The sequence below is a fragment of the Prevotella pallens genome, assembly GCF_900454935.1.
Taxonomy (GTDB): domain Bacteria; phylum Bacteroidota; class Bacteroidia; order Bacteroidales; family Bacteroidaceae; genus Prevotella; species Prevotella pallens.
Map to the genome: position 1 here is coordinate 45,207 of NZ_UGTP01000004.1, position 23,409 is coordinate 68,615.

Here is a 23,409-nt window from a genome sequence, read left to right on the forward strand (position 1 = left end):
TCTACATTTTGTTTTAGACTTATAAGAATATTGAAACTGGTACAAATGTTTTTCGTAGATATGCTCTCTATGTAACTGTTTTTGTATCAATGCTTTGCAAAGCTCATTATTTGGCATTTGAAAAACCCTATTTTTACGAGGTAAAAGGGTGGTTTTTGCAACACAAAAACCACCTTTTTGCATTGCGAAAAGTACCTTTTTACTTTTAGCCTGAATTGTTTTCTGTGTGTGGTATATCTTTTTTTATAAAGCATAAATCCCGAACTTCCATTGGAAATTCGGGATTATGTTGTTTGTTTGGAATAGTTTTGTTTGTTTCGCTTTACGCTTCTGGTGTTTTGTTTTTGGCTGCGTAAGCATCTTCAGAGAGTACAGAAACCTTGCTCTTATTGTACTTTCCTCTGTGGAAATAAACGATTCCGTCTGCAAGAGCATATAGTGTATCGTCTTTACCTTGTGCTACGTTCTCTCCAGGATAGTGCTTATTGCCACGTTGGCGTACTATAATGTTGCCTGCAATAATCTTCTGTCCTCCTCCAATTTTAACACCTAAACGCTTTGAATGTGATTCGCGTCCGTTCTTAGAACTACCGACACCTTTTTTATGAGCCATTCTTTGTCCTCCTAAATTTAAGCGTTAATTGTTTTAATCTCTACTTGTGTGAAGTGTGAACGATGTCCATTCTTTTTGCGATAGTCCTTGCGGCGCTTCATTTTGAAGACGATAATCTTGTCGCCTTTCACCAAAGGATTCAACACTTCTGCCACTACTTTTGCACCATTTATAGTAGGTGCGCCCACTGTTACAGTTCCGTTGTTGTCTAAAAGCAGAACTTTGTCAAACTCAACGGTCTTTCCTTCTTCAGCATCTTTTATATGATTGACGAAGAGTTTCTTACCTTCTTCAACCTTAAATTGCTGACCGTTGATCTCTACAATTGCGTACATATTATTTAATGTAAACGGTTTGACCGATAGGCGGCGAGGCATCTATCTCGCACTTACCCGAGCCTAAACGGCATAAAAACGGTGCAAAGTTACGCTTTTTCTTTTTATTAAGGTGGAGTTTGTGATAATTACGGGGTTCGAATTAGGAAGAATTAACAAAGATTAGCTATAGTATCTATCTTATGTTTGGTAATATTAGTCGTGCCAAACGTATACCAGTGCTATTGGGTTGTTGCATTAAATATTGGTAAAGTGTTTCTTTTGGTTCTACCACTTGCCTACCATTGCGTTTCAAACTCGATGCATTGAGCATATAAAGTCCGTTGTTGTGCCACACAGCGAAGCCTAAATGTGTTGTATCAAGGTTGTATTTGCGTGTGGTAATGGCTATAATATCACCGTTGCGCACCACTTTGCGCAGCAGTTCTGTGTTGTTTAGCTGGCTTTTGGGTATGTATTGCACCTTTGTTCCGTTGGTTTGGTCTTCTATTTTCTTTAGTGCTGCCACTCGTTCGGGGTTGTTTCGCAGCATATAGTAGCTGTTATAGTTTTCGCTCATATAGTTTATCTTCAGCGTTTGCGTGGCTGTGAAGGGTGGATTTGGCGTTTCTATTTGGCGAAGAATACCTTTTTGCTGGTTATCGGTTACCCACCATTCATAGTAATGTAGTCTATTTTCGTACGAAAGTTGTCCTTTTCTATATCGAATGTATTGTAACATTTGTTTAAAATAGGCAAAACGGCTTTGCTTTTTATCTACGCATAGCAACACGGCAATGGTATTTTCTAGATAGGTAGTACAGTCCATACCACGCATATTCACCACGAGTGTTTCCTCGTTGTTACGGTCTAACGTGTGTGCAACGTAGGGAGTTCCTATAAAAATGCGTGCTACCTTTATTATTAAGTCTTCTTTTTTAAGTTCTGAACGTAGCGGAATTAGCGATGAAAGCAATTGTTCTATTTTGGCAGAGTCGGTTTGCAAGCCTTTTTTAGCCCCTTGTTCGTTATGTTGTGCGCTACCCATTATGTGTCGATAACCATAATTAGTGGGTGTAGCAATACTGTTTGTCCAAAGCAAAATGGGCATTGCGAGCAAGAAAACTAACCTTAAAGTCTTCATACTAATGTAGTTTTAAGTTTATATTTTCTTTCTTTTTCCACGTTTACCAAAGTTCATTCCCACGTAGATATTCATATTCCCAAATAGGTTTGTGGTAGAAAATCCGTTACGATGGTAGTTGAATGCGTGCATAATGATGCTTGTTCCCGCATACCATTTCATATTATTCCATACCATTCCGAAGCGTACAATGCCATCGAAATCGATATTATCGGATATAATTCGATGCTTTGAGGAGTTTTCTTCCACTATTTTTCCTCGATTGTGTTTATAGGCAAAGCCCAGCATTGCCGACCCTGCAAGCAGCCAATTACGTGCAAACACATAGTGATAGGCATATCCGCCACTCACAGTAAAGTTAGTATAGCGTAGCTCTTCTCGTTCTAACGACTTTTTAATGTCCTCGTATCGTCCTTCCATTTTTAGGTATTTGTAAACCAATTGATAGAATTCGGGCCAGTCTATGCGTAGTGTATGCTTTGTGTAACCTATGCCAATGAGCGGACTTCCAGCCGATTTGCGTTGTATTGTACTCTGACTGAAGGCAGCAGGATAGGAGAAACGTCTATGATTAAATATGTAATAGATGTTGAATCCCTTAACTGTTGTCTCCACACCATCAAACTCCATGCCCTCCATAGGGTGTGTTTCTATCTTTTTTCCTAACGATAAACTGCGTATTTTAAAGTCTTTTCCCGTTTTACGATAGTAGAGATCTATTCCTATTTTTGCACTATACAGACTTACATCGAACTCTTTTCGCTTTTGTTTTGAGCCGTTAAAGAAAGGGTGTTTTATATCGAGCGTGTATCCAAGAAATAGCCATCGCCACCCAGCATAGGGTCCGATGCGTACCGTTGGTTCGGGTGCGAGAGTAAGATGGTAGTTTTCTCTACTACTTAAAGCATACATTTCAAAGTTGTTAGTGTTCTGTAACATAACCGTAAAGTTATATTTTTGCGGTTCTATATAAGTAGTATCAATTCCACCTACCACGTTTATAGCCTTCTCTGTTTGGTGCAAATGTAGTTTAGGCATGTGTTTAATGGAGTCTGATAGTTGCCATACAGTGCTATCGCTCCATAGTTTTGTTATCCTGTTTGGTATTGTATCTTTGCTGTTTTCTGCCTTTATTGTGCTAACAAAAAGCAACAGAAGTAAGCAAATAGTAGTATTTTTGCCAACCATTGTGTTAGTATATACCTAAAATTCTGTCCATTACCCAATTGGTGGGAGTAGCTTCTATGCTGTTAATTTCGCACTTTCCATATCCCTGAAGGTCTTGTACCACAGCCCTTATAAGTGGTTCTTGCACATAGTGTGGGTTCTTTATATCGAAGCATTCCATACCTTCGCTGGTGTAAAGTGTTATGGGATTATAGTTGTAAACCGAGAAAACAATGCGTCCTTCTGTGCCATATATCTCAATACTATCCTCTTTTGCACTTTCGTGAGCGGCGAAACTCCACGATCCACTCCCACAAAGTCCGCTTTCAAAACGGAACACTGCATTCACCGTATCCTCCACTTTGTAGTGCCCTGTGCGGTTTGCTGTGTAGCCATGTGCCTTTACAATGATGCCGAAAAGATACTGAAGCAGGTCGAGTTGGTGTGGAGCTAAATTGTAAAAGTAGCCTCGTCCGCCTTCTTGTGGCTGCAATCGCCATGGCTTTTCGTCTATATTTTCATTGTCGTCTAGTTCGTTTGCAGGTACGGCAAAGCGTATTTGTATGCTTAAAACCTTACCTATGACGTGCCGTTGCAGTATATCTTTCACCGTTTTAAAGTAGGGTAGATAGCGCCGATAGTAGGCTACGAAACAAGGAACACCCGTTTGTTCTGACACACGATTAATGCGAACGCAGTCTTCGTACGATGCTGCTAAGGGCTTTTCTATAAGGCATGGCTTTCCCGAACGCATAGCCATAATGGCGTATGCTGCATGTGCTATAGGGGGAGTTGCTATGTATATGGCGTTAATATTGGGGTTATCTATCATCGATTGTGCATCGGTGTACCAGTGAGGAACGCCTAATTGGTTGGCGTACGTGCGTGCATCGGCTGCATTTTCGCTGAAGATGGCTTCCACATTCGATTCGGTTACAGCGTTAAAAGCTGCTCCCGACTTGTGTTCTGTGGCTTCTCCTAAACCTATAAATCCCCAAGATATGTGCTTCATTGCTAATTCTTTTGTGCAAAAATACAATTTTTTACCGAATAAAAGTGCCTTTATTAATAAATATATATAAGGTGAAGACAGAATAAGAAAAATATTATTAAATTTGCAAACAAACGAAAATACTATTTAAAATATGAGGAAAATAAATTTGCTATTGGTATTCTTGCTTATTAGCACATTTGCTTTTGCGCAAGATTTTCAACGTTATTTTGAAGATGCAACGTTGCGTTTAGATTACAATTTCGCAGGAAACGCACGCCATCAAGCCATTGCTGTAGACGAACTCTGCCGTATTCCACACTGGTATGGTAAGAAACAAAGGTTAAATGAACTGCCTGTAGAGGGTAACGGGCATATTACGGTGCGCCAACATGGTACAAATAAGGTGCTCTACCGTAATTCTTTTTCTACACTTTTCCAGGAATGGCTTACCTACAACGAGGCTAAAACAAACTCAAAGTCGTTTGAAAATGTTTTTTTAGTGCCATTTCCTAAAGACACTGTAGATGTTACGGTTGAACTGTTTGACAACCGCAGACAGGTAATGACATCGCTTACGCACACCGTTGTGCCCACCGATATTTTGATAAGACGTATTGGAGAAAAGCACGTAACCTCCTACGAAACACTGCAAAAGGCTGCCGACACTACACGTTGCATACATATTGCCTACATAGCAGAGGGCTATACAGAGGCTGAAATGCCTACCTTTTTGAACGATTGCCGCACGGCTATGGAAGCTTTGTTTGCTCACGAGCCGTTTAAAGCATTGAGAAACCGTTTCAATGTAATAGCTGTTAAATCGCCATCGGCTGAAAGTGGTACGTCAAATCCGGGCAAAGGCATTTGGAAAAACACGGCTTTGCACTCTAATTTTAATACATTCTATAGCGACAGATACCTTACTACGTTGCACCTTAAAACCCTTCACAACTGGTTGGCAGGTACACCTTACGAACACATAATAGTGTTGGTGAACACCGAAAACTATGGTGGCGGTGGCATTCTTAACTCGTATAACCTCTCAATGGTACGACATTCTGCTTTTAAACCTGTAGTGGTGCACGAGTTTGGACACTCTTTTGCAGGGCTTGGCGATGAGTATGGCTACGACGATATACCTATGTATCCGCACGATATAGAGCCATGGGAAGCCAATCTTACTACTTTGGTAGACTTTAAGTCTAAGTGGAGCGATATGGTAACACCTGGTACGCCCGTGCCAACGCCACAACCAGCCGACCTTGATAGGCCTAATGCTAACCAAAAGCTATGGAAAATAGGTGCATACGAGCCTGCTGGATATACAAAACACGGGGTTTACCGTGCCTATCCCGACTGTAGAATGCGCACAAACCAAAATCCTAACTTCTGTCCGGTGTGCCAACGTGCCATTACAAAGCTAATAAAGTTTTATACAGAATAGGAGAAGACAAAACGAAAGGCAGACTCTGAAGGTGTAAACAAACGAGTCTGCCTTTATTGTTTTCGGCTAATTCTATTTTTAGAAGGTGCCGAATGTATTTTTATAAATGGTTGTTTGCTATGCAATAATCATAGCAAACTTTTGTTTTAGAGTGCTGTAAATGCAGCAATAAACCCAAGAATAATGCCTGGAGTGTTGGCTATGGCAAGTGCCCAGTCGCGTTTTTCCTTAAACAAACCGTAGCAAACCCATAGCGTACAGTTTACTCCTGCCATAAAAGGCTGTATGAATATACCTTTATGGCCGTGCAAATTGTTCCATATTTGCGGGAAATAGAACACGTACATTAGTATAGATGTTACCATACCTACCCAACCCATAGCTTCAAAAAACTTCTCTTTCGTCATGTTAAATCCTTTTTTTATTTGTGTGATATTACCTTTTTTATTTAGTGGTAGACAAGGATAGCATAACGAATGTGCTTTTTTACTATTGAAAGGTGTATTCTTCTGTTACCCTAAACTCCGTTGCAAAGATATAGAAAGTTTGGTTTTTAAAAAAGAAATGCTGAAAGAAAGTATATCTTTTTGTATTTTTTTTGTTAGAATGGGGGCTGTTTTTGTGTTTTGAATGTTGTGTTATTGTAATCCGTCAGCAACATTATTGGCAGGCTGTCAGCAGCTGTAGGGGCTGATTTATCGTGCCCGTGTATACGTGCTCGCCACACATTCGTAAAACGTTGGGGCACATTTGCAATCCGTTTGAAACACATTTATGTAATGTTCGCAACGTGTTCGCTATCTGTGTGTTACATATTCGCCGTGTAAAAGTATGGTTTTTGGCGTGCAAAAGTATGGTTTTTGGCGTGCAAAAAGGGGGTTTTTACATTGCAAAAGTATGGTTTTTGCAATGCAAAAAGGGAGTTTTTATTTTTTGGCTTCGGCACTCTTACAATGTTGCGATGTATTAGCTGCTTTCTATAGTATGTATTTCTCGGTTGCAATAACTATTTTGGTGTTTCCTCGCTGTGTGCGTTTTGTGTGCCTTTGTTGTCAGAAACCTGTTGCTTTCGTGCCGTTCGTGCCTTTTCAATTTTGTCTTTTGTTCGTCCCACATGGACAATAGCGTGTTTCCGTGCACTAATAATTTGGTAGCGATACACCATACACGTAATGAAGAAATAGACAATGGCTTGTGTCCAAAGTGCAAACACTTCGGTGCGAATGTCGTCTAACGTGCCTGCCATAGACGACAAACTAAGGAAGCCGCGTACGCCAAATGTTGAAGGAATGAGCCATGCTATGCCTTCCCAAATGGCAGGAATGTTGGTGCGAGGCCAGCTAACGCCTGTTAAAAATAGGAAAGGAATGGACGTAAACACCACAAGCAACATTACGTTTTCGCGGTGTCGAACAAGGCACGAGAGTGTCATTCCAAAGAAAATAACCGATAAAAGGTAGGGTACAAGCAGCCCAACAAGGTCGGCAGGCTGTGCCAACATGGTGAAATGGAATATGTGTGGTACGGCTAAAGTAATGTAAGCAGCCACCACACAGTATATCATGAAATAGCAAAGCGACTTTCCCAGCACTATCTTAAATATGCCATTATGGTGCTTGCTGATGGGGACAAGGTCTTGATAGCGATTGTTTTCGCGTGCTGTACCTGCCGAAAGTCCAATGCCAAGCAGCAGGGTTTGTTGTAGAATAAGTATTAACACACCCGGCAGAATGGCATTTCCGTAACCTCCAGTAACGTTAAAAATGGGTTCTTCTACCACCTCTAACGGTTGTGTGTTCACCTGTTCGTCGCGTACGGTAATATTTCCTATCATATCTTTTTGCCGTTCTTTTCCCATCTCGAGGGCTACAGCGAGGCTTGTTTGGTATATTGCTTTGTAGGCAAGCATAAGGTTCATATCGCAATAAACACTTATATGGGCTTGCTCTCCTCGGTTTAATGTTTGCTCAAAGTTCTTTGGTAAATATATAATACCATTGGCATTTTGTTGTTCTACAACGGTTTTTGCTTCAGGCAAACTGTTGCAATAGTAAGCCACCTCCACATCGGGAGACGCATTAACCATACGCACAAACTGGCGCGAAGTAGCTGTATGCGACTGGTCTACCACTACAACGGGCACATTGCGCACCACTTCGTTATTGTAAATCCATGAATAAAGCAACGGGTAGAGCAACGGAACGAGTACGAAGAATATAAGAACACCCTCGTCTTTAATGGTATTCTTCATTTCAATCCACCAAATGTAGCAGATAGAAACAATTAAATTGCTGTTGGCATTTGTATGCCTACTGTTTGTTTTTTTCTCCATAAGCTCGTTTTTCTTCCTTGCTTTTACAATAGGAAACTTGCCTTTTTGTTGAATCTTTTACTATCTATTTTCTGTTCGTTTGTACAATGTAGCATACAATGAATGGCACTTTTATGTGCACTAAGGAATGTAAACATACTCTAACATAGCCCTCCTTATGTTGCGTGCAGTAAGCAATGGCAGAGCCGCAAAGGCAACGAGAGCCACCACATGTGGCCATGCGTTAATGAGAGGATAGCCATTGAAGACGGCAATTTGGTATACCATATAATAGTGTCGGAGGGGTATGAGCTGCGCTAAAGCTATAATTGGCGAATCCATAGCAAACAAAGGGAAGGTTGCTCCACACGCTGAGAACCCCACAACAGCCCATAATGAGCAAACGCTCATAGACATACGGAGCGATGGCATTAGTCCAAATACGAACACACCAAACCCTTGTGCCGCTGTAACGGTGAGCAAAGCAATAAGCAACATCTTGGAAATTCCACCGGGGTGGGGGAAGTTTAAGTGCCCATAGACATACCATTCGTAGCACAAAAACATACTGAAGAATACAAGAAACTGTGGTAACAATTTGCCCGAAAGTGCTATAAAAATGTTCTTTCCTGCCATTTGCATCCACTCTTTAGACCGTCCAAACTTTAGTTCAGTGCCTATAGAGTAGACCGTAATTAGTAGCATGAATAGCATAAACACACCTGGCACCATAATGGTAGAGAGGTAAATGTTGTAGCTTAACCACGGATTTCCAATGGTATGCACGTCGAGTGCTATAGGCTGAAGGGTAGTTTTTATTTCTCTATTGGTCTTTCCTAACATCTGAAGCTTAGCCGAACCAATGGCAGCCGAGCCGAGTGTGGTGATGGTTTTAAGGTCTTTGAAGAGCAACGACCCTGCTACCAATGTAACGTTGCTATAATAAAACGACACTGTAGGCTGTCTTCCACTAACAAGTTTTGCGGTTGTTCCTTCTGGAATATATAGATATGCGTATATTTTTCCCTGCTGAATGGCACGCCGCGCCTCGTTTACGTTTGTGTAATGGGCTACTACTTTTGTGCTTTGGAAGGCATCTAATCGGCGTATAAGTGTACGTGTTACAGCCGAATTGTCGTTATCTACCACACCACAAGGCATCTTTTCGGGTTGCCCAGAACTCATTAGCGATGTGAAAAAAATAAGAATGATAATAGGAAAAATCACCATACAGAACAGGTAGATGGGTGTATGTACAAGCTGATCTACCTCTCTTGCCGCTATGTTTATAATGCGTCGGAACACGATTGAGCCGTTTTTTTTGTTTTGTTTTTCTCTCTTTCTTAAGTAAAAAGCAGGCTATATGCAAAACCAATGTAGGCAGGTTTTGTTGCTTTTGCTATTTTACGGGAGAGTTATATCTATTTTGTTAGAAAACTATTTCCACCTTATTATATATAGACTTCCACCTTTTGGTATAGTAGCTTCTGTATTTTTAAGATGTAATTTCCACCTTGTTACGATGCTATTTCTTTAATATGACCGACATACCAGGGCGCATTCCATCTACTTTTGTTATGGGTTTTGTCTTTACTTCAAAGGTTTTAAGGTCGTATTGTCCGTTTGCTTTTGTTGCTTTCCATACAGCATACGAACCCTGATCCTTAACAGACGTAACCTGTAAGTCTATATTCTTGTTGAATGCAGGTAGGAAACCTTTCAGCTTTGTGCCCACCTTCATACCATTAAGCTGGTCTTCGCGAATGTTAAAAGTAACCCAAACGTCGTTCGTCATAGCAATACTCATAATCGGACTTCCTAGTCCTACCAACTCGCCAACCTTTGGATAGATAGTAGAAACCTCCCCATCGGCAGTAGCTCTTTGTACTGTTTCCTTTAAAAACGACCTAACAACGTCTACTGCAGAGCGTGCTGCTTGTGCCTGTTTCTTGGCTGCTTGTTTGGTTTCCTTACGTTTTCCGCTCTTTGCAAGGTCGTATTGAGCACGCGCAACGTCCACTGCTGACTGCGTAGTTTTATATGCTGCTTCAGCTTCGTCGCGTTTTTGAGCCGAAATAACCCCCTCGTTGAAAAGTCGAAGTAGTCGTCCGTAGGTCTTTCCAGCTATTTCGTTGGCAGTAATAGCCTGCTGATAAACATTGTAAGCTGCTGTAATCAGCTCTTGTCTATTGGGTTCTTCCACCAAATCGCTTAGAGCTTCGGTTGCACCGGCAGCAGCTTTGGCTACGTTCTCCTGTGCATTCATTTCAGGAATGGCTAGTACAGCGAGCACTTGTCCCTTGTGTACGTAGTCGCCTTCCTTTACTTTGATGTCTGTAATACGTCCTGGTAGTTTGCAAGCTACACGATATTCGCTGACATCAACCTCGCCTTGAATAATCTCTTCGTCCTTTCCTAAGGTGAAATAGCCTATTACTGCCACTAGTATTACTACACTGGCAAAGCCCAGAATGGCTAAAAGAATGTTGTTATGTTGCGATTTTGCTGACATAATGAATGTCTTTGTTATGTTTGTTTTGTTTCTATTATAGTTCTAAAATAATATTTTTCAGCTTGAAGATCCACTTTCTTGTGCAACAATAGTGGTTGTTTGCTAAAGCTTCTACAGTTCTCCGAGTGCCTTTTTAAGTGCTACTTGTGCGGTTCGAACATCTATTTCGGCATCAACAATGGCAGTTTTTGCCGACATCCATGCCGTTTGTGCTTGCATAACATCGGTAACTGTCATTACTCCTTCCTTAAATCCGAGGTTGGCAACACGTAGGTTTTCTTCTGCCGAAGCCATATTCTTGTTAGCCGTAGCCAGGCGACTGTTGGCGTTTTTAAGGCGGAAACGAGTTTGTTCTACCTCTAATCTAATCTTGTTTCGTACGTCGTTCAGTTCCATTTGTGCCATTTGGGTAGCTGTTCGAGCGGCTCTCACCTTGTATTTGCCTTCTCCCCAGTTCCAAATGGGTACGTGTAACACCAGTCCAACACTCCAAATGTCTTTGAATTTCTGCTCAAATCCGTTGAAAGCATTGGGGTTCGATACAGTATAACCTGCTGTTAAGGCTAGGTGTGGACGATAAAGTGCTTGTATTATTTTGGTGTTTTGTTTGGTAATATCTACTGTATTTTGTAGTATTCGTACCTCTGGACGAGCATTAAAAGTAGTATCTACATTATTATAATGTGTAGGAACAAAACCTGAAAGATTGTCTGTTGCTTCGTCTTCGAGTATTAAATCGCCATCAAGAGGTAGTCCACAAAGCTGACAAAGTGCCATTTTCGCTAACGAAATGCCATTTTCTATTTCCGAAATGGTAAGGTTTGCGGTGTTTTCAGCTACTGAAACCTTCAGACCATCAGCCTTTGTTGCAACGCCGGCATCGTACATTTTAGTTACATTATCGTGCAGCTTGCTTATTAGATTGCGGTATTGTATAGCCAGTATCGACTTTTTTTGGAGCGAAACAATAAGCCAATATGCATTATCAACGGCAAAAAGCACTGTTTGTTGCTTTAGTTTTATATCGTTTTGAGCAAACTCTTCGCCAATGGTAGCTATGTCGTTAAGTGCTTTTATGCCTCCTCCCATATATATAGGCTGCGTAACCATAATGCCAGCAACATACATATTCTTTGTGTTTGTACGCAATCCGCGTCGTATTGTCTCACCAATGTTGTTGCCTGCTTGGGATAGTGGCGTTGTAATACCACCTAAAACATCGGCTAATCGTTGGGCTACTTGAGCCGAAATGAAGCCTTGTTGTTGCAGCTGACCAATGGTTTGACCAATCTGACTGCCTACCTGACCTACTGTTGTAGACCCTAATGAAGAGAGAGTTTGCTTTTGTTTATCGTTCAGAAGCGATATTTCGCGCGACAGATGCTCGTATCCTGCCATACCAGTAACACGTGGTAGATACTTAGTTTTGGCAGCTTTGTGTGTGTCTTCGGCTATTTGAGCAGTCAATTTAGATATTGCGAGCTGTTTATTATTAGCCAAAGCCAGTTCACGACAACGTTTTAACGACAGCACATTGCGTCTTTCTGCAATCACTTCTTGGCTTTCTGCCGTTCCGTTTTCCATCTTATCGGCAGCTGTTTCCTGCGTTGTTGCAGTGTTTTCTAGTGCCATCGAAGTTTGCACTTTATGTTTTTCGCCTATTGTTTCTTGCGCAATTGAGGGCTGTATTCCCAGCCTTCTCAGTGGTTTTTCCTGTATAATAGAAGCCATTTCTTGCGAAAAAACAAAATTAACAGCACCTAAAAATATGCTGAAAAGCAACGTTCGTTTTATCATAAAGTTCTATTCTATATCTAATACTGCCATTTTTAAATTCCCAAAGTATGGTTTTTACGTACCAAAAATATGGTTTTTGCGTTCCAAAAGTATGGTTTTTGCATTCCAAAAGTATGGTTTTTGCATTTCGTACAGTTGGTTTTGTACCTTAAAGCAACCTATATTTTGTAGTTCAAAAAACTTAATTCGTACTAAATTAAACCTTGCTTGGCACTTGATAGTACTATCTTCTGTAACTTAATACAAAGGTAAACTATTTGTAATATCGCCCCAAATAAATAGCTTTATTATTTCTTTATTTTCGTTAAAGTGGGTAAAATAAAAGAAAAAATGCCTAAGTTTTATTTTTATTTCTTACTTTTGCACCATACAATTGTATATAGTACACATTACGAAACAATTACATTAAATGCGCAAAAGAGGCTTTATATATAGGGTTTTTGACTTATACTACGATGGATTTCGTAGTATGACGCTTGGCAAAACGCTATGGCTTGTAATATTAATAAAGCTCTTTATTATGTTTTTTGTCCTAAAATTGTTCTTTTTTCCGAACTTTATAAAAGAGCATTCTAAGGGTAGTGATGAAGCAAAATTCGTTGAAAAGGAAATGTTAAAGCGCAACTAAATGTTATGGATAGAGACTTTTTAAAGCCTACTATTATAGAATATGTGAATTGGTTATGGTGTATATAGTAAATTGTATGGTGTGTTTAAGCATCTGTTATGTGTAGAAATGAGAATAAACGAGGGAACTATAAATAAATTCTAACAGTTATATTATTAAGAAATGGGAAATCTATTATTAACCATCGACCCCGATGTTGTGAACTGGTCGCGTGCTCAGTTTGCGCTAACAGCCATCTATCACTGGCTGTTTGTGCCGCTAACACTTGGTCTTGCTCTCATTATGGGGATTATGGAAACGTACTATTATCGTACGGGAGAGATGTTTTGGAAAAAGACGGCGCAGTTTTGGCAACGTCTTTTCGGTATTAACTTTGCTATGGGAGTAGCTACTGGCATCATATTGGAGTTCGAATTCGGAACCAATTGGAGTAATTACTCTTGGTTTGTAGGCGATATCTTCGGTGCTCCGCTAGCTATTGAGGGTATGTTAGCCTTCTTTATGGAATCTACTTTCGTGGCTGTTATGTTCTTTGGGTGGAAGAAAGTGTCGCCCGGATTCCATCTTGCGTCTACCTGGCTTACGGGTATTGGCGCCACAATATCGGCTTGGTGGATTCTTGTAGCCAATGCTTGGATGCAGAATCCTGTGGGTTGTGAATTCAATCCAGACACCATGCGTAACGAAATGACCTCGTTTTGGGAAGTTGCTTTAAGCCCTATGGCTGTGAATAAGTTTACTCATACCGTTACATCTGCATGGGTTTTGGGTGCAGCTTTCTGTGTTGGCGTTAGCTGCTGGTACCTTTTGAAGAAGCGACATGTAGACTTTGCGCGCAAAAGTCTAAAGGTTGGCGCTGTCGTAGGACTATGTGCGTCGTTGCTTACTGCCGTTGCTGGCGACGAATCGGCTTATCTTGTGGCACAACATCAGCCTATGAAGCTTGCAGCAATGGAGGCTTTGTACGAAGGAGGCAGGGGAGAAGCTCTTACGGGGGTGGCTCTTGTGAATCCATTTGCACAGTCCGACTACACAAAAGAGACAGAACCACCAATGAAAATTGCTGTTCCTAAGGTGCTTTCGTTCCTTGCTACACGCGATTTTAACGGTTATGTGCCTGGTATTCGTAACATTATTAATGGTTACACAAAGGACGATGGCACGATAGAACTACCACTTAAAGAGAAAATTATACGTGGAAAACAAGCCATAGAAGCCCTTAAAGCCTATCGTGGAGGACAGAAAACAGATGCCAACATAAAGACTTTGAAGGAGAACATGAAGTACTTTGGTTATGGCTACATTAAGAATGCAGACCAAACTGTGCCACCTATTGGTATCAATTTCTGGGCATTCCGCTTTATGGTAGGCTTAGGAGCATTGTTCATTTTGGTGTTTGCCATTATCCTGTTTGTGCTTTATAGAAAGGATATAAGCCGTCCACGTCTATTGCAAATTGTGGGCGTTGCACTTATTCCGTTGGCATATATTGCTAGCGAATGTGGGTGGTTGGTAGCCGAATTTGGGCGTCAGCCTTGGACAATACAGGATATGTTGCCTACATGGGCAGCTGTTAGCGACCTCAATAGTGGGAGTGTTGCACTTACATTCTTCTTGTTCTTATTCCTATTTACGGCTATGCTTCTAGTAGAAATAAGTATTATGTGTAAACAAATAAAGAAAGGACCGCAGCTATGACATACGATTTTTTGCAACATTATTGGTGGTTTCTAATTGCACTCTTAGGGGCATTGCTTGTCTTCTTGATGTTTGTGCAGGGAGCAAACTCTATGATTTTTCAATTAGGAAAGACTGATGTAGAACGCCGTATGGTGGTAAACTCTACAGGACGTAAGTGGGAATTTACTTTCACTACCCTGGTAACGTTTGGTGGAGCCTTCTTTGCTTCGTTCCCATTGTTCTATTCTACCAGCTTCGGTTCGGCTTATTGGGTGTGGATTATCATTCTTTTCTCGTTCATAATTCAGGCTGTTAGCTACGAGTTTCAGAACAAAGCAGGTAATCTTTTGGGTGTAAAAACCTTCCAAACGTGCCTAATTATAAATGGTATAGTAGGACCATTGTTGCTTGGCGGTGCCGTTGCAACCTTCTTTACAGGGTCTAATTTCATAGTAGAAAAGGCTAATATAGTAAACAGTATGCAGCCTGTTATCTCTCATTGGGCTAATGCTTCACGCGGATTAGACGTGTTATTGAACCCATGGGTGGTTGTTTTTGGAATTGCCGTTGTGTTTCTCGCACGCGTGTTGGGCATTCTTTATATTAATAATAATGTGTCCGACGATGCCATACGTGCACGCATTCGTCCGCAATTGCTTGTAAACACCATACTGTTCCTTGTGTTTTTCCTTGCATTCTTGGGCAAAACCCTTCTTGGTAGTGGCTATGCGGTAAACGCAGAAGGTGCCATAGTAATGGAAGAAATGAAGTATTTGCACAATCTTATAGATATGTGGTACTTGGCTCTTGTGCTTTTGGTGGGCGTGTTGTTGGTGCTTTTTGGCATTGTACGCACACTTTTGCAAAAAAACTACATAAAAGGCATTTGGCCAACAGGCATTGGCGTGGTGTTAGTTGTAATAGTTTTGTTCCTTATAGCAGGCTATAACAACACAGCATACTACCCATCTACTGCCGATTTGCAGAGTTCTTTAACTATTAAGAACAGTTGTTCGAGCGAGTTTACCCTCACCGCAATGTTCTATGCAAGCCTGATTGCACCATTTGTTTTGGGTTATATCTTCTGTGCTTGGCGCAGTATTGATAGCAAAAAGATTGACCGTCAGGAGATTGAGGACGACGATCACGCTTATTAACAACTCTTTTTCATTTCATTGTTTTAGCCTCAATAGTGGTGAAACAATATATAGTAGTGCGATGTATTCCAAACGAATGCATCGCATTTTTATTTTATTTTGTAGACAATAGTACCCAATTTATTCAGCAACAACAATAGCACATTTCTGCATATTTATGGTGCATATATTGTGAAAGATACTCTACCGGAAAACAAAAGATGGGTTTTTACCTTGCAAAAACCCCCTTTTTGCATTATAAAAACCCCCTTTTTGCACGCCAAAAACCTACTTTTTGAAATGCCTTTGTAACTATTTGACTTTCAGAAAGATATATTACAGCGCAACGATACGTATATTTGCATATATACACGAAAACAATTTTATATATTCATATTCAATTTATTGGAATGTTAAAAAACACTTATAATAATGCTTTATTTACCTTATGTTATACTTATTTAAGAATAAAGGGTTATATTTGCACCGCAGATTGAGAACCTGTATAAGGCAATTTTTTTGCAATTAAGCTTGTTTGAGCACTGCAAAAACAAGACTTACATTGGCTAAAAGAATTGTTCTCGTTCAAAAAAACGTACAATGTTAGCTGTGCTTAGGCATTGAAACAATGAGAGAACGCACGCTTTAACGAACGAGAAAAGAGCTAAAACAACCCTAAACACAATGCAAAACAGACTGACTTAAAGCTCTTATCAATTCACAATAGTTATCATAAAACCAAATAGTTACAACTAAATTTAAAAGCATGAAACGTAGTTTAAATCTTTTGCTGCTATTTGCGATACTCGCAATACCTGCCTTTGCCGAACGAATTTCACGGACAGAGGCACAACGCATAGCACAAAACTTCTTTGCAAAAAAACTTCAACGGAATGTTAAAACAACCCTAATGGCACTGCCAAAAAGGTTGTTGCCCAGTACACCCACCACACCTTCGTATGCACCTTTCTATATTTATAATGTAGAAAACAACGGCGGATTTGTTATTGTATCGGGCGATGACGCCATCGGAAACATCATAGGATATAGCGATAATGGTACCTTCGATTTGGAAGGAGCACCCGATAACGTTGTAACTATGATGCAAATGTTTGCACGTACCATTGAAAACCAACAGCGTACAGGCTCTACCGACTTCGTAAAAGAAGACGAACGAGTGGCACCACACGGCGAAGTGAAGGTGAAACCACTACTAAAAAACATTCAATGGGGGCAAGATGCACCATTCTTTAACAAGATGCCAGAACGCAAAGCAACCGAAAACAACCCAAAAGAACGATATTATGTGGGGTGTGTAGCTACCGCAATGGCACAAATTATGCGCTACTATAAATGGCCAATGCAGGGAACTGGCAATATGACTTACACCGACAATCTTGGTAAAAAACACATTGTAGATTTTGCATCAGCCACCTTCGATTGGACAAAAATGCCCGAACGGTTAGAGATTGATAATGCCGATGAAACCGAAAATAATATGGTTGCCACACTAAGCAGCCTTGCAGCATTTAGCGTACACATGTCTTTTATGCCCAGTGGTGAGGCTGGAGCCTACTCGCAAGCCGTTACTGGCGCAATGGTAAACCACTTTGGATACGACACAGGTATAGCCTATAAAAAGCGCGAGTACTATTCTACACCGCAATGGATAGCTATGATAAAGACAGAACTAGATGCAGGACGTCCCGTTTTCTACTCAGCTTCGAACGAAGATGGTAAAGGCGGACACGCTTTTGTGTGCGATGGATACGACAGCGAAGACTATTTCCACTTTAATTGGGGCTGGTATGGCAAGAGTAACGGATACTTTAGAGTGAACGCTCTCGAACCCTATGCACTCGGAATTGGAGCTAATGGCGGCGGATATAACCTTCAGCAAGAAATAATTACGGGTATAAAGCCTCTCGATAGTGCCAATCCTGGCAAAAAACAATGGGCTATTTTTGGTTCGAGCAGACTATCTGTGGTTGAAGCAGAAGGGCAAATACTTGGAATGCAACGCATTGATAGCCACGATTGCGATAAGTTTACAGGGAAAGTTGCACTTGTTTTGTTGGATAAAAATAAAGAAGTAAAAGCCATTTTAAAGCAAGACGACAAAGTGTTTGATGCCGTAAAGCTAGACGGAAATCTCTATACTACAGGCTACTACATTAGTAATTGGATACATAAAAACATAGAAAATAATGTGCCAGATGGTAGCGATTACAGCATACAATTTGCCGTTAAAGCCGACAATAGTAACGATTGGCAGTTGGTGCTTTGCCCTAACAACCTGCCAAATTATGCTGCAGCAACAGTGAAGAACAACACTATTGTGAGCGTAAAACAAAACGAACCTGTGCCAAATGTAACACTTGTGAAACCTATTACGGCAGAAAACGAATTGCACGCAAAAGGTTCTGGTAAGTTCACACTAGTGCTAAAGAATAATAGCAACGACTTTATTCTCAACCATATATGGCTCAAATTCACAGACGTAAACAACGATTCGAAAGTTTATTACGTGCACGAAGACGATAAAAAAACATTCCATCAGGTTTACGATAATAGCGAAAAAACAATACAATTGCTATGCGAACTACCAGAAGATATGCCTTCTGGTAAATACAAAGTATCGGCTTTCGAAAAGAATGTGAATGTTTCTAAACCTAAAGACGATGCTACCGAAGAAGAGAAACAACGCTACAGAGAACGAATTGCAATGTGGGAGAACTACCCATTCGTACCTGGTTTTAGCGAAGAAAATATACTAGAGGTACGCGAAGAGGTAACAACTCCAGTGTTCTATCAGGACGGTGAGATGCTATGGATAAGCAGTAGCAATAAAGAAAATAACGCAGCTGTAAAGCAAGGAGATATTATTGCCATTCTGCAAAACGCACAAAACTACGGTGCAGCAGGCACTTCGGCATTGCTAATGAAGGCAATAGACGTTGCCGACCATAGTAAAATGTACGATATTGTGCAGACTAAAGAAGCTAATTATAAGAAGATGGAACTGGCAAAAGGGGTATATTCGTCTCGTTTAGACTTAGCTCCAGGTAAGTATTTGCTAGTCCCTTACTATGTGGTAAACGGTGTAGAAACACCTATGGGAGGCAAAAAGAAAGAATATACACTAGAGGTTCTCGACAACGAAGCTATAGAAATAGCATGCACAGAGTTCACAATTCCAACCACAGACTTAGAAAATGGAAAGCGAACAGACAACTTTAAGATTAAAATAACAGCACGAAAAACAGTGAAGGGAGTACCTCTTTATGTACGTTTGCGCCCTCTTACTCGCACAGGAGGTATGTTAGCGTTTATGAAAACAATAAGTTTAGACGAAGGAAAAAGCGCAGAATACACCTTCGCACTAACTCCCGATGCTGCATTAAAGCCCGGTACGTATCTGCTTTATGCCGAATATCGCCCCAAAGGAAAGGCGTATGGACAAGAAGTTCCCCTTGCTGGCAACAACACACAAATAGTTTATATAGATACAAAAGCAGGTGTAAAAAATGTTCAAACCAACGAAACAGAACTAGATTGCACTATAAACGGCAACACAATTTGCATTAACAATACACAGAAAGTATGTCGTATAGATGTCTATAGCATAGCTGGCAGAAAGCTATTCGGCACATCTAACATTGCAAATACCATTAACTTGCCCATACAAAATGGCATCTATGTAGTGCGAATAGCAACAACTAACGGAATAATAACAAAGAAAATAGCAGTAAAATAAGGAATATTGCATATTAAACAATATAAAAGGGCGTCCTAAAATAGAAGGGCGCTCTTTTTAATATCAACCTTAAAAAAAAACGAAATATATTTCAATATATGCAAGAAAATACGTAATTTTGCCACGTTATATCAACTTTTAGCAATCAATAGTGTTGCAACGACAAAGCGAAAATAATAAAATAATATAAACAAACATGGTAAACAAAAAAGCAGAGGGCACATACGAAGACACCCTCAACAAGTCGGAAGCCTTCTTTATGAGGCACGGAAAAACCGCAATCATTGCTATAGTAGCAGTCCTTGTAGTAGTTGCTGGGTTCTTCTTATATAGAACTTTCATCGTAGAACCACAGGAAGAAGATGCAAGTACCGAGTTAGCACAAGCTCAAAAGCTCTTCCAAGCACAGCAATACGACCAAGCTCTCAAGGCTTTTCAGAAGGTTCAAAGCGATTATAGTAGTACCGATGCAGGCAATCTTGCTAATCTTTATGTCGGATTATGCTATGCTCACCAAGAAAAACCCAATTGGGCGAAAGCCTTAGAGTACGTTCAGAAGTTCTCAACATCTAACGATCAGATTATTAGTCCTGCCTCTCAGATGGCTCTTGGAGATATTTATGCCAACAATAACCAGAACGATAAGGCAGTAGAAAGCTTTAAAAAGGCTGCCGATATGGCAAATGCAAAAGGCTTTGAAGGTGTTAATATCAGCATAGCACCATTGGCATTGAGAAAGGCAGGTATCATTTTAGAAAGCGAAGGCAAGAAAGCCGATGCCCTAAAACTATATCAAGAAATTAAAACAAAGTATGTAACGTCTCCAATGTATCAGGATATTGATAAGTACATTGAGCGTGCAAGCAACTAATTTCTACCCAGAAATGTCTACAGCATTACACAATTTATCTGACTACAACCTCGCTTCAGTCCCCGATGCAAGTAATATGTGCTTCGGAATAATAGTGTCTGAATGGAATCCAGATATCACTGGAGCACTCCTTGATGGTGCTGTTAGAACGCTGGAGAAGCATGGTGCCATTCCTGAAAATATACATGTGAAGACTGTTCCAGGTAGTTTCGAATTGGTTTATGGTGCTCACCAGATGACGCTAAACGGAGGTTATGATGCTATTATCATACTTGGGAGCGTTATTAGAGGCGAAACTCCACACTTCGACTATATCTGCCAGGGAGTAACTTATGGCATTTCACGCCTCAATGCTACGGCAGAAATACCTATAGTGTATGGTCTACTTACAACAAACGACCTACAACAAGCTAAGGATAGAAGTGGTGGAAAGCTTGGAAATAAGGGCGATGAATGTGCAATTGTAGCTATAAAAATGGCTAAGTTCTAAGTTTAAGATAGGCAATAGTACGATGAAACTAAAAGAATACTTCCAAGCTTACGAGTTCGAAGAGATATTTCCATACATCGGATTAATGTTTCCAAAGGCACGCCATCAGCGTAATGCTTTCCAGAATGCCTATGAATTGCTATTAACCTGAACTCGGGATAAGTTTCTTTTTATTACTCTAATTTATTTATCCTAAAACCCATTTAGCCTCAATCGTCTTAGATTGAGGCTACTCCTTTTTATCAAAAACAAACTGTTTTTTTAGAACAAAGAAAGTTGACCGTTGTGTTGTTCTATGCAGAAATCTAAATTGACTTCAGGTTTCTTTTCAAAGAAGCTATATGCAGCCATTGCTGATAATACATTCATAGCAAAATTAAGTACACTTCTATGTCTAGAGTGGACCAATTGTGCTACATTTTTCAGTTCGTCATTGATAGTTTCAATTACAGATCTTTTTCTTAAAAGCAGTCTATCATATATTGGGATTAACTTGTTTTTCATATTACTTCTTATACCTGTTACCAAGTTAATGCCATCATTGAATAATTTTTCAAATAGTCCCTTAGAGATGTATCCTTTATCGGCAAATAATTTTCCAAAAACATTATCAGTCAGCCTATTAAAGACATTCTCATCTCTATCATCTACATTGGCTTTGGTAAGCATAAAGTTGAGAATTTCCCCTCGTTCATTGCATATAAGGTGCAGTTTAAATCCAAAATACCAACCCATTGTGCTTTTGCCTCTGGTAGCATAATCCTTAAAAACCTTATTGCGGTAAATACGTTTATTATGGCAGACTGGGATACAGGTAGAGTCAATAAAGCTAATACCAGTACATCTGCCAAAACAACATATTTGCAAGAACATCATCATTTCTACCGAAACTCTAGCTTCAAGCTCCAAAAAACGATTATAGGATAACAGATGAGGAAACATATCTGCAAGATGCTCCTTGATAAAGAACATATAATAATGTTGAAAGTTACGATAAGAATTAAAATGAAAACAGATCATTATGGTTATGATTTCTGACTTGCTCATACGCCATTTACGAAGGCGATGCTTACACTTGGTATCATTAGGAAGCCCTATTTTATCAATTTCTGACTCAAATTCTTTGCAAAAGTCATCTGCAATACAAAAGATTTCGGTAATTTTGTCTTTGGTAATCATCGCTATATTAATTGTAAGTTATTGATTTTCAACTATAAAGTTACAAAAATATAACGAGATTACCAACTTTTTTGAGTATTATTCTTATCCCGAGTTCAGGTTATTAAATATCACTCCTGTTCCATCGAAAAAGTACATTCATTACCAGTTAATGGAGGATCCTGACTCGAACGAAATGTTCTTTGGTGCCGATGATAGTAACTTTAACGGACCATGGGAGGTATTGTTAGGGAAAGATGTACGTATAGATCCGAAGGTTGATTTAAGTAAAGAAGAGATTGTTGCTAACTGTTTATTGAATACCGTTCTTATAGGGCGGCACCCCAAACAGTTCGATTCCGATTTCAACTTTATATGTCGTTAATTGGAACTTTAAAGAATTTTCCATATTATTAGAAGGTATTCTGCTTTGTTCGGAGTACCTTTTTTTGTGCATATTTGCTTTGTTATGTAGTGTGAAAAGCATTTGTTTATGTTTCTAAAATATTTTATTTTGTTATCAAAGGTTCTTACTTTGAAATGCAAAAGGCATACTTTCGATATTTAAAAAGGTAGTTTTTGCAAGCTAAAAGTGTGGTTTTTGCATACTAAAACCCATACTTTTACAACGCAAAAACCATACTTTTACACGGCGAATATGTAACACACAGATAACGAACACGTTGCGAACATTACATAAATGTGTTTCAAACGGATTGCAAATGTGCCCCAACGTTTTACGAATGTGTGGCGAGCACGTATACACGGGCACGATAAATCGGCCCCTACGGCTGCTAACAGCCTGCCATTTCGCTGCGAACGGATTGTTAATAATGCAACGAACACCCACGAAATAACCACGAGACACTCCGTAAACACCCAACATTCACCTACGAAATAACCACGAAACACTCTGTAAACACCCAACATTCACCCACGAAATAACCACGAAACACTCCGCCAGGCGTAGGGGACCGATTCATCGCGCCCGTATTCTGACATAAACAAATACACATATCAATTTCACCGAATACGCATTTCCACATTATTATATACGTGTATCCATTTCACCGTATACGTGTTTCCGTTCGTCATTTTGTGGGTGTATTCCGATATGCGGGCGCAATAAATCGCCTCCTACAGCTGCTAACCGCCTGCCAATAATGTTGCTGACGGATTGCAACAACACAACATTAAAAAAACAAAACCCATACTTTCGCAATGTAAAACCCCATTTTTGCAATTCAAAAAGGTAGTTTTTGCAATTCAAAAGAGTGGTTTTTGTAATTTAAAAAGAGTGTTTTTTGCAGACCAAAAAGGTGGTTTTTGCAGGTCAAAAAGGTAGTTTTTGTAGACCCAAAAAGTGTGGTTCGTAGTTATGAACTTAGGATAT

At 40.0% G+C, this 23,409-nt stretch carries 20 protein-coding genes; 9 read left to right on the forward strand and 11 right to left on the reverse strand.

The window, feature by feature from the left end; genetic code table 11:
* Positions 1-322: 322 nt before the first annotated feature.
* The 5 genes from rpmA to DX009_RS11655 all read right to left on the reverse strand — a co-directional run bounded on the left by rpmA (position 323) and on the right by DX009_RS11655 (position 4,250).
* Positions 323-613 (reverse strand): 50S ribosomal protein L27, encoded by a 291-nt coding sequence (rpmA, locus tag DX009_RS11635; protein ID WP_006045963.1) that lies wholly within the window; start codon positions 611-613, stop codon positions 323-325.
* 17 nt (positions 614-630) lie between these two features.
* On the reverse strand, positions 631-948 hold the full coding sequence (rplU, locus tag DX009_RS11640; RefSeq protein WP_006045964.1) for a 50S ribosomal protein L21: 318 nt from the start codon (positions 946-948) through the stop codon (positions 631-633).
* 175 nt (positions 949-1,123) lie between these two features.
* The gene (locus DX009_RS11645; protein WP_115084202.1) at positions 1,124-2,071 is read right to left on the reverse strand and encodes an N-acetylmuramoyl-L-alanine amidase-like domain-containing protein; all 948 of its coding nucleotides are present in this window, start codon (positions 2,069-2,071) and stop codon (positions 1,124-1,126) included.
* Positions 2,072-2,089: 18 nt separating this feature from the next.
* Complete coding sequence (locus DX009_RS11650) at positions 2,090-3,259, reverse strand: DUF4421 domain-containing protein (RefSeq protein WP_115084203.1); 1,170 nt, start codon at positions 3,257-3,259, stop codon at positions 2,090-2,092.
* 4 nt (positions 3,260-3,263) lie between these two features.
* The gene (locus DX009_RS11655; protein ID WP_040595760.1) at positions 3,264-4,250 is read right to left on the reverse strand and encodes a Gfo/Idh/MocA family protein; all 987 of its coding nucleotides are present in this window, start codon (positions 4,248-4,250) and stop codon (positions 3,264-3,266) included.
* 133 nt (positions 4,251-4,383) lie between these two features.
* Here DX009_RS11655 and DX009_RS11660 point away from each other — a divergent pair, with 133 nt between their 5' ends.
* Positions 4,384-5,676 (forward strand): M64 family metallopeptidase, encoded by a 1,293-nt coding sequence (locus DX009_RS11660; RefSeq protein ID WP_115084204.1) that lies wholly within the window; start codon positions 4,384-4,386, stop codon positions 5,674-5,676.
* Between the two features lie 146 nt (positions 5,677-5,822).
* On the opposite strand, the gene DX009_RS11665 is transcribed toward DX009_RS11660, so the two are convergent.
* The 5 genes from DX009_RS11665 to DX009_RS11685 all read right to left on the reverse strand — a co-directional run bounded on the left by DX009_RS11665 (position 5,823) and on the right by DX009_RS11685 (position 12,296).
* Positions 5,823-6,083 carry a SemiSWEET family transporter gene (locus DX009_RS11665; RefSeq protein ID WP_006045969.1) on the reverse strand — a complete coding sequence of 87 codons (261 nt, stop codon included), beginning with the start codon at positions 6,081-6,083 and terminating at the stop codon, positions 5,823-5,825.
* A gap of 599 nt (positions 6,084-6,682) precedes the next feature.
* On the reverse strand, positions 6,683-8,008 hold the full coding sequence (locus DX009_RS11670) for an ABC transporter permease (RefSeq protein ID WP_115084205.1): 1,326 nt from the start codon (positions 8,006-8,008) through the stop codon (positions 6,683-6,685).
* A 120-nt stretch (positions 8,009-8,128) separates the two neighbouring features.
* Positions 8,129-9,292 (reverse strand): ABC transporter permease, encoded by a 1,164-nt coding sequence (locus DX009_RS11675; RefSeq protein ID WP_006045973.1) that lies wholly within the window; start codon positions 9,290-9,292, stop codon positions 8,129-8,131.
* A 220-nt stretch (positions 9,293-9,512) separates the two neighbouring features.
* Positions 9,513-10,499 (reverse strand): HlyD family secretion protein, encoded by a 987-nt coding sequence (locus DX009_RS11680; RefSeq protein WP_115084206.1) that lies wholly within the window; start codon positions 10,497-10,499, stop codon positions 9,513-9,515.
* A 111-nt stretch (positions 10,500-10,610) separates the two neighbouring features.
* Positions 10,611-12,296 carry a TolC family protein gene (locus DX009_RS11685; protein ID WP_115084207.1) on the reverse strand — a complete coding sequence of 562 codons (1,686 nt, stop codon included), beginning with the start codon at positions 12,294-12,296 and terminating at the stop codon, positions 10,611-10,613.
* Between the two features lie 409 nt (positions 12,297-12,705).
* Here DX009_RS11685 and DX009_RS11690 point away from each other — a divergent pair, with 409 nt between their 5' ends.
* From DX009_RS11690 to DX009_RS13755, 7 genes are all read left to right on the forward strand, one after another.
* Entirely contained in the window at positions 12,706-12,924 is a 219-nt protein-coding gene (locus tag DX009_RS11690; RefSeq protein WP_115084208.1) for a DUF4492 domain-containing protein, read from the forward strand.
* Between the two features lie 162 nt (positions 12,925-13,086).
* On the forward strand, positions 13,087-14,622 hold the full coding sequence (locus DX009_RS11695) for a cytochrome ubiquinol oxidase subunit I (protein WP_115084209.1): 1,536 nt from the start codon (positions 13,087-13,089) through the stop codon (positions 14,620-14,622).
* Positions 14,619-15,761: a cytochrome d ubiquinol oxidase subunit II gene (locus tag DX009_RS11700; protein WP_115084210.1), complete on the forward strand. Its 1,143-nt coding sequence runs from the start codon at positions 14,619-14,621 to the stop codon at positions 15,759-15,761. The genes DX009_RS11695 and DX009_RS11700 overlap by 4 nt, the downstream gene beginning before the upstream one ends.
* Positions 15,762-16,506: 745 nt before the next feature.
* Positions 16,507-19,497: a thiol protease/hemagglutinin PrtT gene (locus DX009_RS11705; protein ID WP_115084211.1), complete on the forward strand. Its 2,991-nt coding sequence runs from the start codon at positions 16,507-16,509 to the stop codon at positions 19,495-19,497.
* A 196-nt stretch (positions 19,498-19,693) separates the two neighbouring features.
* A complete protein-coding gene (locus DX009_RS11710; RefSeq protein ID WP_006045983.1) occupies positions 19,694-20,368 on the forward strand; it encodes a tetratricopeptide repeat protein in 675 nt (224 codons plus the stop codon).
* A 13-nt stretch (positions 20,369-20,381) separates the two neighbouring features.
* Entirely contained in the window at positions 20,382-20,858 is a 477-nt protein-coding gene (gene ribH, locus DX009_RS11715) for a 6,7-dimethyl-8-ribityllumazine synthase (RefSeq protein ID WP_115084264.1), read from the forward strand.
* Between the two features lie 22 nt (positions 20,859-20,880).
* The gene (locus DX009_RS13755; RefSeq protein WP_262510435.1) at positions 20,881-21,009 is read left to right on the forward strand and encodes a hypothetical protein; all 129 of its coding nucleotides are present in this window, start codon (positions 20,881-20,883) and stop codon (positions 21,007-21,009) included.
* A gap of 110 nt (positions 21,010-21,119) precedes the next feature.
* Here the strand turns inward: DX009_RS13755 and DX009_RS11720 are convergent, their stop codons facing one another.
* Positions 21,120-22,037, reverse strand: a complete 918-nt coding sequence (locus DX009_RS11720) for an IS982 family transposase (RefSeq protein WP_115082805.1) — start codon at positions 22,035-22,037, stop codon at positions 21,120-21,122.
* 58 nt (positions 22,038-22,095) lie between these two features.
* Between DX009_RS11720 and DX009_RS11725 the strand changes: the two genes are divergently transcribed.
* Positions 22,096-22,401 carry a hypothetical protein gene (locus tag DX009_RS11725; protein ID WP_410525575.1) on the forward strand — a complete coding sequence of 102 codons (306 nt, stop codon included), beginning with the start codon at positions 22,096-22,098 and terminating at the stop codon, positions 22,399-22,401.
* The last annotated feature ends 1,008 nt before the right edge of the window (positions 22,402-23,409 follow it).

Excerpts from the sequence above, each read along its gene's own strand:
- rpmA (WP_006045963.1), bottom strand. The coding sequence starts at position 613 with ATGGCTCATAAAAAAGGTGTCGGTAGTTCTAAGAACGGACGCGAATCA.
- rplU (WP_006045964.1), bottom strand. The coding sequence starts at position 948 with ATGTACGCAATTGTAGAGATCAACGGTCAGCAATTTAAGGTTGAAGAA.
- DX009_RS11645 (WP_115084202.1), bottom strand. The coding sequence starts at position 2,071 with ATGAAGACTTTAAGGTTAGTTTTCTTGCTCGCAATGCCCATTTTGCTT.
- DX009_RS11650 (WP_115084203.1), bottom strand. The coding sequence starts at position 3,259 with ATGGTTGGCAAAAATACTACTATTTGCTTACTTCTGTTGCTTTTTGTT.
- DX009_RS11655 (WP_040595760.1), bottom strand. The coding sequence starts at position 4,250 with ATGAAGCACATATCTTGGGGATTTATAGGTTTAGGAGAAGCCACAGAA.
- DX009_RS11660 (WP_115084204.1), top strand. The coding sequence starts at position 4,384 with ATGAGGAAAATAAATTTGCTATTGGTATTCTTGCTTATTAGCACATTT.
- DX009_RS11665 (WP_006045969.1), bottom strand. The coding sequence starts at position 6,083 with ATGACGAAAGAGAAGTTTTTTGAAGCTATGGGTTGGGTAGGTATGGTA.
- DX009_RS11670 (WP_115084205.1), bottom strand. The coding sequence starts at position 8,008 with ATGGAGAAAAAAACAAACAGTAGGCATACAAATGCCAACAGCAATTTA.
- DX009_RS11680 (WP_115084206.1), bottom strand. The coding sequence starts at position 10,499 with ATGTCAGCAAAATCGCAACATAACAACATTCTTTTAGCCATTCTGGGC.
- DX009_RS11685 (WP_115084207.1), bottom strand. The coding sequence starts at position 12,296 with ATGATAAAACGAACGTTGCTTTTCAGCATATTTTTAGGTGCTGTTAAT.
- DX009_RS11690 (WP_115084208.1), top strand. The coding sequence starts at position 12,706 with ATGCGCAAAAGAGGCTTTATATATAGGGTTTTTGACTTATACTACGAT.
- DX009_RS11695 (WP_115084209.1), top strand. The coding sequence starts at position 13,087 with ATGGGAAATCTATTATTAACCATCGACCCCGATGTTGTGAACTGGTCG.
- DX009_RS11700 (WP_115084210.1), top strand. The coding sequence starts at position 14,619 with ATGACATACGATTTTTTGCAACATTATTGGTGGTTTCTAATTGCACTC.
- DX009_RS11705 (WP_115084211.1), top strand. The coding sequence starts at position 16,507 with ATGAAACGTAGTTTAAATCTTTTGCTGCTATTTGCGATACTCGCAATA.
- DX009_RS11710 (WP_006045983.1), top strand. The coding sequence starts at position 19,694 with ATGGTAAACAAAAAAGCAGAGGGCACATACGAAGACACCCTCAACAAG.
- ribH (WP_115084264.1), top strand. The coding sequence starts at position 20,382 with ATGTCTACAGCATTACACAATTTATCTGACTACAACCTCGCTTCAGTC.
- DX009_RS13755 (WP_262510435.1), top strand. The coding sequence starts at position 20,881 with ATGAAACTAAAAGAATACTTCCAAGCTTACGAGTTCGAAGAGATATTT.
- DX009_RS11720 (WP_115082805.1), bottom strand. The coding sequence starts at position 22,037 with ATGATTACCAAAGACAAAATTACCGAAATCTTTTGTATTGCAGATGAC.